This window comes from candidate division WOR-3 bacterium, assembly GCA_016867815.1.
Classification (GTDB): domain Bacteria; phylum Hydrothermota; class Tepidihabitantia; order Tepidihabitantales; family Tepidihabitantaceae; genus UBA2258.
In genome coordinates this window covers 1-13,406 of sequence record VGIR01000013.1, presented here as the reverse complement: position 1 = coordinate 13,406, position 13,406 = coordinate 1, and the positions used below count along the sequence as shown (strand labels likewise).

10 protein-coding genes are annotated in these 13,406 nt (G+C 63.9%); 4 read left to right on the top strand and 6 right to left on the bottom strand.

The annotated features are described in order from the left end of the window. Nucleotide 1 precedes the first annotated feature (1 nt). The 4 genes from FJY68_03430 to xerD all read left to right on the top strand — a co-directional run bounded on the left by FJY68_03430 (nucleotide 2) and on the right by xerD (nucleotide 6,086). Nucleotides 2-2,797, top strand: a complete 2,796-nt coding sequence (locus FJY68_03430) for a hypothetical protein (GenBank protein ID MBM3330888.1) — start codon at nucleotides 2-4, stop codon at nucleotides 2,795-2,797. A gap of 10 nt (nucleotides 2,798-2,807) precedes the next feature. After that, nucleotides 2,808-3,464: a hypothetical protein gene (locus FJY68_03425; protein MBM3330887.1), complete on the top strand. Its 657-nt coding sequence runs from the start codon at nucleotides 2,808-2,810 to the stop codon at nucleotides 3,462-3,464. A gap of 155 nt (nucleotides 3,465-3,619) precedes the next feature. Next, the gene (nadB, locus tag FJY68_03420) at nucleotides 3,620-5,191 is read left to right on the top strand and encodes an L-aspartate oxidase (GenBank protein MBM3330886.1); all 1,572 of its coding nucleotides are present in this window, start codon (nucleotides 3,620-3,622) and stop codon (nucleotides 5,189-5,191) included. Next, entirely contained in the window at nucleotides 5,109-6,086 is a 978-nt protein-coding gene (gene xerD / locus FJY68_03415; protein MBM3330885.1) for a site-specific tyrosine recombinase XerD, read from the top strand. Before nadB ends, xerD begins: the two co-directional genes overlap by 83 nt. 99 nt (nucleotides 6,087-6,185) lie before the next feature. Here xerD and FJY68_03410 read toward each other — a convergent pair whose 3' ends face one another. The 6 genes from FJY68_03410 to FJY68_03385 all read right to left on the bottom strand — a co-directional run bounded on the left by FJY68_03410 (nucleotide 6,186) and on the right by FJY68_03385 (nucleotide 12,890). Beyond that, entirely contained in the window at nucleotides 6,186-6,290 is a 105-nt protein-coding gene (locus FJY68_03410; GenBank protein ID MBM3330884.1) for a hypothetical protein, read from the bottom strand. Between the two features lie 99 nt (nucleotides 6,291-6,389). Further along, on the bottom strand, nucleotides 6,390-7,388 hold the full coding sequence (locus FJY68_03405; protein MBM3330883.1) for a phosphoribosylformylglycinamidine cyclo-ligase: 999 nt from the start codon (nucleotides 7,386-7,388) through the stop codon (nucleotides 6,390-6,392). Nucleotides 7,389-7,445: 57 nt separating this feature from the next. Further along, nucleotides 7,446-9,386, bottom strand: a complete 1,941-nt coding sequence (locus tag FJY68_03400) for a T9SS type A sorting domain-containing protein (protein ID MBM3330882.1) — start codon at nucleotides 9,384-9,386, stop codon at nucleotides 7,446-7,448. A 158-nt stretch (nucleotides 9,387-9,544) separates the two neighbouring features. Beyond that, complete coding sequence (locus FJY68_03395; protein MBM3330881.1) at nucleotides 9,545-11,227, bottom strand: mucoidy inhibitor MuiA family protein; 1,683 nt, start codon at nucleotides 11,225-11,227, stop codon at nucleotides 9,545-9,547. A gap of 321 nt (nucleotides 11,228-11,548) precedes the next feature. Then, entirely contained in the window at nucleotides 11,549-12,061 is a 513-nt protein-coding gene (locus FJY68_03390) for a hypothetical protein (GenBank protein MBM3330880.1), read from the bottom strand. 463 nt (nucleotides 12,062-12,524) lie between these two features. Beyond that, nucleotides 12,525-12,890: a hypothetical protein gene (locus FJY68_03385; protein MBM3330879.1), complete on the bottom strand. Its 366-nt coding sequence runs from the start codon at nucleotides 12,888-12,890 to the stop codon at nucleotides 12,525-12,527. Nucleotides 12,891-13,406 lie beyond the last annotated feature (516 nt).

The window sequence follows — 13,406 nt, the reverse complement described above, 5'->3', positions numbered from 1 at the left end:
ATTGCGGATTGCAGATCGCAGGTTGCAGACCGGCCTGCTTGCAGCCACGTTGGCTGCGGCCGTGGCACTGGCTGGGCCGGTGGCCTCAGATCCGGGCCGCTATGGCCAGCTCGCCGTGATGCGAACTCCCGAAAACCCGAGGCCGTTGCCGCGCGGGCTGGCACAGCCGCCTCGGCGTACACAGCGGGGCGAGGCGGGCGGGGCGTGGAGCGGGGGACCGGGCGCCGACGGCGTAATCAAGAACGACTTTGTCCTCAACGACGATACGGCGAGCGGCTGCCAACAGCTGGCGCCGAAGCTCGCGGTGGATGGTTCGGGCAACTTCGTGGTGAGCTGGTATGAGTTCCGCGATGGGGACGCAGACGCCTGGTACCAGAGGCTGGACTCGGCCGGGAACCTGATCGGAGCGAACGGACGCCTGAACACCGACATCACCATGGGATGGCAGGGAGACCCGTCGAGCGCGATGCGGCCGGACGGCCAGTCCCTTTTCTGCTGGGAAGACCGGAGAGACATCGGCAACTCCGATCTCTTCGCGCAGCGGTTCAGCGCCGCCGGCGCGCGCCTGGGAGACAACTCGCGGGTCAGCGATTCCGCAGCCGGTGGCGACCAGAGCATTTCCGGGGCGTGGACGTCGCCCGGCGGCGTTACCCTGCTGGCGTGGGATGACCGGAGGTTCGGCCTGACCGGTGACATATTCGCGCAGTTCTTCAATCCCGACGGCACGCCGCTGGACACGAACTTCCGGGTGAATGACGACCAGATCGGGTACGCGAACCAGTACGAACCCGAGGTCTCCGGTGACAGCTCGGGCAGGTTCACGGTAGCCTGGATGGATGGCAGGGGCCAGGGAAGCATGGACTGGAATGTCTTCTATCAGCGATTCAACTCCCAGGGCCAGCGGATCGGCGCGAATGTCAAGGTCACTACCGACGTCAGCACCCAGTGGACCCCGGACGTGGCCTGCGGAGCAGGAGGTGAGTTCGTCGTTACCTGGGACGACGCGCGAAACGGCAACTGGGATGTATACGGTCAGCGCTACGGTGACGACGGCAATCCTCGCGGCCAAAACTTCCGGGTCAATGATGACAACGGGAGCACCGGCCAGCACGGTTCCGGAGCAGCCGTGAACAAGTACGGCGAGTTCATCGTGGTGTGGACCGACGGCCGGAATGGTGAGGATGACGTCTACGGGCGGCGATACGACGCGGGCGGAGTCCCGCAGGGACTCGGCTTAAGGTTGAGCGATGTGAGTACCGGCAGCCAGATGAACCCCAGCATCGAGGCGCGTCCCGACGGTGGATACTGGGTGGTTTGGGCCGACGCCCGTTCCGGCAACCACGACATCTACTGCCAGCGTCTCAGCCGGAACGGCAGCAAGGTCGGCGCCAACTTCCGCATCAACGACGACCGCGGCAGCGCGCTGCAGCGCTGCCCGTCCATCGGCATGGACGCAGCCGGCGCCATCTGCATTGCCTGGGAGGACGAGCGGAACGGCGCCAGCGACATCTATCGGTGTGTCACCGACGCAGCCGGGAATCTGCTCGGGGCAAACCTGCGGGTCAATGGTGACGGTCCGGGTGGAGCGCCGCAGTACTACCCGAGTGTGGCCGGGGGTGCCGGCCTGTTTCTTGCCGCCTGGACCGACATGCGGGCCGGGTCGGATTCCACCGATATCTACGCGCAGTACCTGGATGCCGGCGGAAGCGCGGTTGGCCCCAACTTCCTGGTCAACTCCGACGGGGCGAGCGCGTCCCAATGGTATCCGTACGTGGCGATGGACTCAGGCAACAACGCGGTCGTTCTCTGGATGGATTCGCGTGGCGGTCCGAACCAGATGTACTGCCGCAGGTACGATTACAGCCGCAACCCGCTGGGCCCGGAGTTTGCGGTGCAGGACACAGCCGGCTACGGGTACTACGGCAGCGCAGCCATGAACAGGAGCGGGCGCTTCGTTGCCGCCTGGATGGACTATCGTTCCGGGGCCTCGGATATCTACTGCCAGGCTTTCCGGGCTGACGGCTCACGCATCGGCAGCAACATCCGGGTGAACACAGACCCGGACGGCACGTATCACGGCTATCCGTCGTGCGCGATTGATGAGCGGGGCCGGTTTGCCGTGGCCTGGGAGGATACGAGGAGAGATGCGTATGACGTGTACGTGCAGTGGTTTGATTCGGCCGGAACGAGAATCGGCGACAACGAGCGGGTCAACGACAATCAGGCAGCCGGGGACGCCTACTCGCCCAGTTGTGCGTACGCTCCGGATGGCAGGCTGGCCGTGGAGTTCAACGATGAGCGGGACTTCCCCGGCAACCCGCAGATCTACTGCCAGAGATTCGATTCGGCCCGCGCGCGCATCAGCTTCAACAAGATGGTGAATGAGCCCAAGCTGTTTCCGAACAACCACCACTGGACGGTCGGGCAGAGTGTCGTTGCCGGCAACGGGGTACTGGCATTCACCTGGGCCGACAACCGCCGTCACAAGGGTTTTGACATCTATGCCAAGCTGACTGACTGGGACCTGATCGGCGTCGATGAAGAGGCGCGAAACCACGGACTGCAGACGAGGGCCACGGGCCGGCAGAGTATCCTGGGGCGGTACGGGCGGCTGGAGGTCAGTCGGCAGGACCCGGGCGGGTGCGCCTCGCTCTACGATGCTGCCGGCAGGCAGGTGAGACAGGCGGCAAATGCAGACCGATCTGCCATCGACCTGCACGGTATCAGTCCTGGCACGTACTTCCTGGTCACCAGGAGCGGTGTCGCTTCCGAGTGTCGCAAAGTTATTGTAGAATGAGAGAGTGACTATGATGCTGAGCACGTTTCTCGCACTGGCAGTAGCAGTCCAGCCTGCAGTCGGTTCGCCCGCGCCGAAATCTTCCCCTCGCGGCCGCGCCATCCTTGCGTCCCTGGCGCTGCCCGGGACGGGACAGATGATGTTGGGCAGCGCGAAGCGTGGCGAAGCCCTGCTCTGGTTGGACGGCACGCTCTGGGCGCTCTGGTCCGGGTTCTCCTGGTACGGCTCGGCCCGGGAGCGAGACGCTCGTCTCTTTGCCGGGCGCGAGGCCGGCGCTGACCTGACCGTCAGGAAGTTGAGCTACTACCGGGCATTGGAAAGGTACGACAATGCCGACGAGTACAACGAGGAAGTAAGGTCTGATGCCCGGGACATCTTCCCTGATGATCCGGAACGCCAGCACGCGTACTACCTGAACGAGGGATACTTCGGTTCGGAGGCCTGGAACTGGAGTTCGGACTCGGCTCGCGTCCGCTACTGGGGGACGAGGCGGGCGGGCCGGGATGCGGCGCTGAACGCGCAGTTTGCGGTCGGAGCTCTGGTGCTCAATCGGCTCGTCAGCTTCATAGACTGCGCATTCTTTGCCGGCCGTGAAGGAACGGCAGGCCGGGTCGAGTTCCGTCCCGGTGACGCCGAGCCCGGCATCAAAGTCTGCTACCGATTCTAGGCGAAGGGGAGAAGTCCCAAGTGGAAATGGCCAGGTCCGGACTTTGTCATTCTCCCCTTTCTACTTTCCACTTGACCGTCTGACCACTCAGTCCTTTGGATCACGGACTTCCCGAATCATCGCGTAGGGTCGACTTCCTCGTCATTGGTTCCGGCATGGCCGGGCTCTGGTTCTCGCACCGCGTGAGCCGGACCGGCTCGGTCTTGCTCGTCACCAAGAAGGCGGACACCGAGTCGAATACCAACTATGCCCAGGGCGGAATCGCCGCCGCGGTCGAGACCGATGATAGTGCCCGGCTCCACTGCGAGGACACGATCCGGGCCGGCGGCGGCATCGCGCATCCTGATCTGGTCCGGCTCGTTACCGAAGGCGGGCCGGGGCTGGTCCGCGAGCTGTTCAGCCTCGGCGTGCCCTTCAACACCTATGCCGACGCCTCGGGCCATGAGCACTTCGACCTCGGGCAGGAGGGCGGGCACCGGCGCCGGCGCATCGTCCACGCCCATGACTTCACCGGCGCCGAGATCGAGCACGGGCTGCTCAGGGCAGTCCGGTCAAACCCGAACGTCACGATGCTCGAAGAGCACTTCGCGGTCGATCTGGTCCTGGACGATAGCGGGCGCTGCTGCGGCGCCCGCGTTCTCGATACGTCGAGCGGAACGGTTGAGATAGCCGGCGCGCGGGTCTGCCTGCTGGCTACCGGTGGCGCAGGTCAGGCCTGGCTGCACACCACCAACCCGCGGATTGCCACCGGTGACGGTGTCGCCATGGGCTACCGGGCCGGCGCGAGAATAGCCAACATGGAGTTCGTCCAGTTCCACCCGACCGCGCTCTACGGACATCTGCTGGAGGGCCGCGCCTTTCTCATCTCCGAAGCGGTGCGGGGAGAGGGCGCAGTTCTCCGGACTCGCGACGGCCACGCATTCATGCCCGCCTATCACCCGGATGCGGATCTGGCGCCGCGCGACGTAGTGGCGCGGGCCATAGCTACGGAACTGAAGCAACGCGGAGGAGACTATGTCCTGCTCGATGCCACGCACCTTGATCCCAGGCGGCTGTGCGAGCGGTTTCCCAACATCAGCCGGACCTGCCTGAGACTCGGCATCGACATCACGCGCCAGCCGATACCGGTAGTGCCGGCAGCACACTACATCTGTGGTGGAATCGAGACGAACGACTGGGCCGAGACTTCGGTCCCGGGGCTCTATGCTGCGGGCGAGTGTGCCTGTTCGGGACTGCACGGCGCGAACCGGCTGGCTTCGAACTCGCTCCTGGAAGCGCTCGTGATGGCGGACCGGGCAGCGGAAAGAGCCGTGGAGAGCTCAGATTCCAGAGTCCAGAGTCCAGAGTTCAGAGTTCGCGGTCCGGAACTCAACTCCGGTCTCCGGTCTCCGGTCCCGGACTCCGGGTCTGAACTTGTCGCGGGACTCAGACAGCGCCTGCAGGACCTGATGTGGCAGTACGCCGGGATTGTCAGGTCTGATGCCGGCCTGGCCGAAGCCCGACGCGAACTCATGAAGCTGGCAGGCGAGGGCGACAGGACCGGGCAGACGGTCGCCGCCATGGAGCTCCGCAACCTGCTGGCCGCGTCACTACTCGTCGTCGAATGCGCCATCAGGAGGCTAGAGTCGAGAGGCCTGCACTACAATGAAGACCACCCGAACCCGGACGACCGGTACAAACGCGACACGGTCGTCAGCCGGTCGGAAATCGAGTCCCCGGCTTCCTGACTCGGCAGACCGGCTGCTCGAGCGGTTCGCCGACTACCTGCTGGTCGAGCGGAGCGTCACCCGCGGGTCGGCCGACTGCTACCTTGCCGACCTGAAGCAGTTCTTCCTCGCCATGCCGGAAACTGCCCTGCGCCCGGCTGAAACCAGCCGGAAGACGCTTCACGACTACGCGCGACAACTCGGTGCCGCCGGGCTCGCCACCACGACGGTTGCGCGCAAGCTCGTGTCGGTCCGGCTCTTCTACCGTTTCCTTGCGTCCGAACAGCATCTGGCGGCAAACCCGGCCGACGACATCGACCTGCCCAAGCAACGCCGCAAGCTGCCGAGCGTCCTGACCCAGGACGAGATAGCGAAGCTGATAGAAGCGGCGGGCAGCGCGCCGGACCGCTTCTGGGCTCTGCGCAGCCGGGCGATGCTGGAGGTGATGTACGGGAGCGGGCTCCGGGTGTCGGAACTCCTGGGCCTTGTGACCTCGAACATCGCGCTCGCGGACGGGTTCCTGCGGGTGATGGGCAAGCGCAGCAAGGAACGGGTCGTGCCGGTCGGACAGCCCGCGCTCAGCGCGGTGCGCGACTACCTGAGCGCGGCCCGGCCCCACTACGCCGGGAAGAAGACGAGCCCCAGCCTGTTCCTGAACCATCGCGGCGGCAGGATGTCAAGGATGGGGTTCCTCAAGATTCTCCGCTCCTGTGTGGCGCTGGCCGGAATCAAACGTCGCGTCACCCCGCACACGCTCCGCCACTCTTTCGCCACCCACCTGCTCGAAGGTGGTGCGGACCTGCGGGCAGTGCAGGAGATGCTCGGCCACTCGAGCATCGCCACCACCCAGATCTACACCCACGTTGATCGTGAGTATCTGAGAGAAACCCACCGGACTTTCCACCCGCGCGGATAACCCCAAGCGGGATCGGGGGTCGGGGTTCGGGGGAGAACGGACGGCCGGAACGCTATGGTTAGCCCGCTTGCCTTGTGCTCAGTGCTCGGATGAGAGCTTTCAGCAATCTGCCGACCAGTCCAGACTGATCAAGTGCGACAGCCCGAACTCTTCATTGCGTGGCAGTTCTTTGGTTAGTTTGTAGGTGAGCCGCACCGGGGTCATTGCCTCCTGCCAAACCTTCAAGTCGCGGTAAACCCGGATGTCTTTGCTCGGGCCGGATTCCGGCGCCCCGGTCCCTGATCCCTGATCCCCGGTCCCCGCCTAGATGACCGAGACGCCGAAGGTGCCGCGGACGACCTTGCCGATAACGCGGCTGCCCGGAATCGAGCCGAGGAGACGGTCTACCTGCGTCGGCGCCACCATGAGCACCATGCCCATCCCCATGTTGAACGTCTGATACATCTCTTCGTCCGGCACGTCCCCCAGCCGCTGAATCAGACGGAAGATCGGCAGCGGACGCCAGCTCGACTTGTGGATGATGACAGAGACCTCGTCGGGCAGGAGACGGCCAATGTTGCCGGCGAAGCCGCCACCGGTGATGTGGGCAAGCGCGTGAATTCGGCTGAGCAGGGGATAGACCGGCTTCAGGTAGGAGCGATGCGGACGGAGCAGTTCTTCACCGATCGGGCGGGAGAGACCTTTGACTCGCGAGTTGACTTTGAGCCCGGCTTTGTCGAAGAGCACGCGGCGCGCGAGGGAATAGCCGTTGGTGTGGAGTCCGTTTGAAGGTATGCCGATGACCGCGTCGCCGGGCGAGATGCTCTGGGTGTTCGTGATCCGGCGCCGCTCGACCGTGCCGACGATGAAGCCGGCCAGGTCGAAGTCACGGGGTTTGTAGATGTCGGGCATCATCGCGGTTTCCCCGCCGACGAGCGAGCAGTTGTTGTCACGGCAGGCCCTGCCCAGGCCCTTGACGATTTCGAGCAGGGATTGCGGGGCGAGATTCGAATGGGCGATGTAGTCGAGAAAGAAGAGCGGCCGCGCCCCGAGCGTCAGGATGTCGTTGACCGAGTGGTTGACGATGTCAATGCCGACTGTGTCGTAGCGGCCGCAGAGCCGGGCCACGACCAGTTTGGTGCCCACGCCGTCGCAACTGCCGACCAGCACCGGGTCGCGCATCTTCGGTACCCGACAGAGCGACCCGAACAAGCCGACTTCGGAGAGGACCTGCGGTCCATAGGTTGAACGGGCGATGCCTGCGATCCGACGCTTGACCGCGTCCATGGCATTGATATCGACGCCGGCGTCACGGTAGAGCATGGCTAGTGCCTTTCAGTCTCTCTGTTTGGCGGAGTGGAGCTTCTGCGCATCAGGCCTCTAGTGTACTACGCTGACGCGCGTTGTCACCGAATTCCCATTGCTTGAAAGACGGCAGAAGTAGACCCCGGCAGGCGCCCGGCTGCAGTCCCAGGTGAAAGGGCCGCGGTAACCGGTCGATGTCAGCAGGCGACCGTCGGGTGAGAAGATGTCCATGCGTCCGGCACCAGAGGCAGGAGAAGAGCTGAGGTGGACGCGGTTGCGGGCGGGATTGGGTGAAGCCGTCAAACGGGACGAATCGAGGGGTGATGACGCCCTGGTCACAGGTAAGCGGTCGGATCCAATCACGATATCGAAGTTGAGTGACTGGGTGTACTGCTGTCCGGAAGCGCTGAAGCTTAGTTCCAGCCGCAGCGGCACGCGCCGGCCGAGTGGGATCGTACTCCATGCCCGCAGGTGAAACCGGGTCGCGTGGTTACTAACCGCACTTCCCCGGGCGGCGTTGGGGAACGGGCGTGCGGGGTCGAGTACTTCCACGCCGTACTCGCCTGATATGAGCCGCGCGGTGACTGCGTACGCGGAATCCACCGGGTGGATTGCCCGGTTCCGGAGGGTGAACCAGACGCCGGCCGACTCACCCGGCCCGAGCTGGTAGTTGCCGTTGCCGCCGGCGGAGTCATCCGATGTCATTGCCTCGCAATCGAAGTACGCTCCGGCCACACGAGCCAGGTAGTAGAGGTTCGGGATGTTCAGATTGCACTCACGGTTGATGTAGCTCGAATCGAGCCAGCCGTACCAGAAGTCGGTAGTGCCGAGCTCGCAAGTGAAGGCATAGGTCACGAACTTGCCGGCCGTGTCCGAGTACTCCCAGTCAACCGACATGCCATTGCAGGGGTAGATGGTTGAATAGACCTGCCCGGTCAGCGAGGCAGGGTACCGGTTGTTCGTCCGGAATGTGTCCACCACTTCCTGAAGCATGGCCTGGTCGGGTGGCTGGACGCCGGCGTAGCCCCATGGATAGAGGTTGTACTGGCCGTAGGTATGGATGTCCATGCAGGTGCGGGGTTGGTAGGTCGCAAGGAAGTCGCGGATCATCTGCGTCTCCGGCTCGCTGAAGGGTGCCGGGCCGCGATAGGTGTCATCCCACGGCCTTGCCGAAGACCCGAAGTTGCTGTAGCCCCACTTGTATCCGTAGTTGCGGTTCAGGTCAACCCCGATGTCGGGAGGGGTCGGGCTGCGCCGGTTCTTGCGCCAGTTGGACTCCGCGCCGCCGGAATCCGAATTGTAGACGTAGCCATCGGGGTTCATCACCGGAACGATGAAGATTTCACGGTTGTCAACCAGCCAGGTTGAGCTTGAGTCGATGCCGTACTCGGAGAGTATCCGGGCGGCGAAGGCGACGCAGCAGGAGGTGCCGAGCGGCTCCCGGGCATGGGTTGCCGCGTTGAAGAAGCAGGCGGGTTCGTCCTCGGTCGGGCCGGGGTTGTCCGATATCTTGAGGCACCAGAGCGCACGTCCCTGCGGAGTCAGCCCGAGGCTGAACAGCGTGCAGATGGCCGGGTAGCGGGCGGCCAGCGCCTGCAACGTATCCTGAGTTTCAGAATAGGTCAGAAAGAAGCCGAAGTCGCGACCCGACTCAGCGTCCCCGGATCGTACGCCGGTCATCTCGAAGAACTTCTGCCTGATGTCCGGGTAGGTGACGTCAACGAGCAGGCCGGCATCCCGGATCTGTGCGAGCTGGCGGTTGTCGGCATTGATAACCAGATACCCGCCGAGTTCGTCTTTGACCCAGGTACAGATGTCAAGTTGGCCGGCGAGTTCGCCAAGCCGACTGAGAGTGCGGACGTCATCAAAGTAGACGCGGGCTTCCGTGATCGCCTCGGTACGATCAAGCGCCGGCAGCGGCGCTGCCGGCAGCAAAGCGCCAAGGATGATGAGTGAGATAAGATGCAGCGCTTCTCCTAGGGGCGACTGACACCGAAACGCGGCTGCGACCGGCAATGGCTGCTACCGCTGGTACATTCTAGCCCGGGCAGTCGCAGCGTCAATTGCCGGCCGGCAGGCGCGGGTCGAAACGGCACCGACGTCGCAGGCGTCTGGGTGTGCAGGGCGGGCGTCGAACCGGCAGGGGAGATCTCGCGTCCTGAATCGCCGGCCGCCTACCTCTTCTTCATCTGCTGTTCGTCGTACATCCGGTTGAGCTCCAGCGAACGGGCCGGGTTGATGGCGTCGAACAGCCCGGCTATCTTCGTCGCAGTGGGGTACTCGACCGCATAGGCGATGTTCACGGTGAGCTTCTCCTGCGGTTTCATCTCGAACGTGAAGGTGTAGGTGCCGTTATCCTTGTTCTCTACCCACCCTTTGGGCTCGAGCCTGGTCAGGCTCACCCTGATGTCGGTGTTGGCCGACGTCGGAATCTGCTCGACCAGCGTCATCGTTACCGGCTTGGTGTGGTAGTTCTCGATCGTGGTCTTGAACTCGAACTCGGTCCGGGTGCGTCTCGTGAAAAGGCCGGTGCGTGAGGTGAGGAGCCGGGTCCGCTGGTGTTGCACCTTCATCCGGTCGTCCACGCCGAAGCTGGGGCTGGCCGACTCGCCCGGCGCGATGTTGGCGAGGGTGGTGGTGCCGGTGAACTCGTCGCCGACATAGGTGTTCGCCTTGCCGGCCAGAAAGACGAAGTCGGAGCCGTTCTGCACGTTCGCACGCAGATAGGGAGAAGTACGCACCCGCGGGTAGGCGTAGTAGCTGAAGTCTGCTCCCATCTTCGTGTCGGTGAGGAAGAACTTCTTCGGGTCCTCTCCGCTCTTGAGGGTGATACGGCCCGGCATCGCATACTGGAGCGAGATGCCGGCCTCGAGCGCGACTGCCCCGTCCACGAGGTAGGCTACGTCGTCGATCCTTCCACCCCGACCCTGGGTCGCGCCGGCCTGCATTCCGACGAGATCGCTCAACTGCCTCACGTCCAGGTTGCCCCTCTGCCTTTCGATCAGCTTGTAGCTCTGGGCCTCGGCCACGTCCACGTACCACGGCCGCGGCTCGGGCGCGACGCCGCCGGCGGAAGGCCGCGCCGTCGAGAGCATCATCGCCACGCCGTTCCAGTCCTCGTTGGTGCTCTGCTCCATCCGGACGTAGTAGGCGAGGGTCACCGTTTCGTCGGCGGGCCGTGCCCGCAACTCGTAGTATGGCTCCCACGAGACCGCGCCCGGCACCCGGTAGCTGACGGTGATGCTGTACTCCTTCGTCTCGTCGGCCACGACGTCAACCGTCACTGTCTTCCGGTTCTCCACCCGTGCTCTCACGTCGGCGAGCTCCTGCGCCACGGCCAGGCGCACGCGGGAAAGCTCCGACTCCTGTTCTTCCAGGTCGAGCTGGCGGCTACCTACCGCCATCATCTGGGTGCCGAGAAAGCCGATGGCCGCGGACCAGTTGTTCGGGTCCACCTTGCCGCCGGAGACCTCCTTCGACATCTGGTCCGGCCCGGCCGCCTTCACCGATCTCAGGAACTCCATCTTGGCCTGAAGCATCGCCTTCTCGTTGGCCATCACCTTGGCCCGGCGGTCAACCCGCGCCAGCGAATCCGCCAGCAGCTTCACCCGCGGTGTCGGCTCGGAGAGGTAACCCGGCTTCACCTGCACCTCGCCGAGCTTCAGTCCGGGAGCGCGGATGCGGACCGAGTTGTCGTCGAGGATACCCGGCAGGTCGGGAAACGACAGTTGGGTCGAGCCGCCGACCTCGACGGACGCCCGGCGGATTACCATCGCCTGGTCGGGATAGACGACGACCGAGTCGATGTTGGAATTGAGACTAATCGCGGTCAGAACCACGAGAATCATGGTGTGCATCGGGCCTCCTTACCGGGATTCGGCGCTGCAGACAAGGTCAGTAGATGACTCGGATACTCCGGTCATGGTCTCGATTCTAGGTTCGCGGGCACGATTGTCAAACCGACAGCGGTGACAGATAGCCGACGGCCCACTCTGCACGGGCGGCGGGCAACGGCCTACGGGGATTGCCGATGGCTGGGAAACGCCCCGCCTTGCCTCCATCACAAGACTGACCGTCAGAAGGGGGCAGGAAAGACAGGGGTGTGGGACGGGGTGTCCGGCTGACAAGACCGCCAACTGCCGGTCCCTGACCGCAAACCCGGCTGACGTCGCGGCCGGCTACTTCCTGGCTGTCAACTCGTGGACAAGGTAGGTGTGGTCGGCGGAGTGGAATAGCGTGATGCGGTCGCTGCTGCCCCACCACACCGGCGAGCCGTCCTTCCGGCGCTGGCTCGGTTCGCCGAGCAGCCGGGTCAGCGCGTGCTTGCACTGCCCCGCGAAGCGTGACGCAGCCTGCATGTTGCCGGTGACGTCCGCCCGCAACCGGCTTAGTGAGCCGCCGTGGAAGCAAGCCGCTACGGAAGTGCTGAACTTCATCGGTCCGTCGCCCAGGTCCGGCGCAACGAACACCTTGCCGCTGAACAGCAACAACTCCTGATTCCGGGCGGAATAGACAGCGCCGGAGAAGAGTCCGGCGCCCAGCCTGAGACTCTCCACAAGACTCGCCCGGCTGAAGCTACCGACGGCCAGCGCCTTGCGCCACTCCTCGCTCTCGAAGGCATCCCCGAGGCGGACCGGGGCGCCGCTGACCTGAAGGCCGAGCTTGAATGGGCCTGATGGTTCCCGTGGCATTGTTGCCTTTGACTACGGACAGAAGTCTAATCCTGCGTCTATCCTTGTCAAGCCGCGGACGCCAGGGCGGGGGTGTCAAATCCGGGGGGCCTGTCATCTGGAGGCGGAAGGGTGCAGTTCATTATGATGAACCGAGTGGTTCGGCTATCTGGCTTCGGGGAGAGGAAGGAAGAGGTCAGAGGGTAAGGCATCGGTCGGAAGCGGTCAGCCGGCTTGAGCTTGGGCTTGCGCTTGAGCGTGGTTTCACCCCAACGGGGTGACAGGTGCACGTGCGACGACCAAAGGGAGTCGCGTACACCGCCTTGAGGGGCGGAAGCCCCTAAGGTGCGGGGCTTGGGGTGAAACTGGCTTGGGGCTAGCGGGCTACGCCCGCGCCGATCTGAGATGCCTCCTGGGAGCTTCCCGAAACTGCGTGCCTGACCCTAGTTTCCGCTGATTCCTCGCGCCTCCGCCTTCCTCGCTGTCATGTGCGGGAGTTGTGAACAGCACCGTCAATCAACTCAACGGCCGCTTTCGGATCGGCCACCTCGATGATCAGTTTGGCCAGCCATTCGTGAGCAAGCTCAATGGCTACAGTCCGCTCCGGCCGACGCACATCCCAGAAGACCAGGTTGCCATTCTGAATGAAAGTCCCAGCCAGAAAGAAGTTCGGAATACCGGTACCGACTAACTTGAGGTTCTTGAACCACCCCATCGCCGGCGCCGGGTCAAACGTGGCACTCTTGATATTGGTGAGTGGGATATCAAGCCGGCTGCGCAATGACCAGAGCTTGTCCCATCCCTGCACCTCGAAGACAGCCTTGTCTCCCTCTATGCGAATCTCAACCATGATGACTCCTTGTCGTTGTTCTCACGCTCCATCTGCTCCGCTCCCAGGCGCAACCGATTGCCTGGAGGAACTTCGCAGACTCATACTAGTCTTATGCTTCCGGCGGATGGGCTGGGCTTCAGGGCCAGCCCGGAGAAAGAGTAGCCCGACCACGACTCGAGGTCAAATCGGTGGGGGAGAAGGATCGAGTGGTCCAGTGCTCCAGTGCTGCAGTGGTCGAGTGGCCGCAGCGGTCAGCCGTGAACCGTCAGCCGGCTTGAGCTTGTGCTGCGACGCAGTCACCAACGGCCTCTTTCGCTACCTCCGCCGCAGGTAGCGCGAGCTCGGAGCCGTGCTAGTGATGCACCCGGCACTCCCTCGGGCAAGAGGATGGGCGTCAAGACTTCTCCACATAGGGGGGGGGCGAGCTAAGGGGCCGATTTGTATGATGTTACGTGTGGTGTCGTTTTGTGTGGTTGTGGCTGTTGACAGGAATGGGTGTTACGCTATGATGGCGTGCTAGCGCCGGGGGAACGG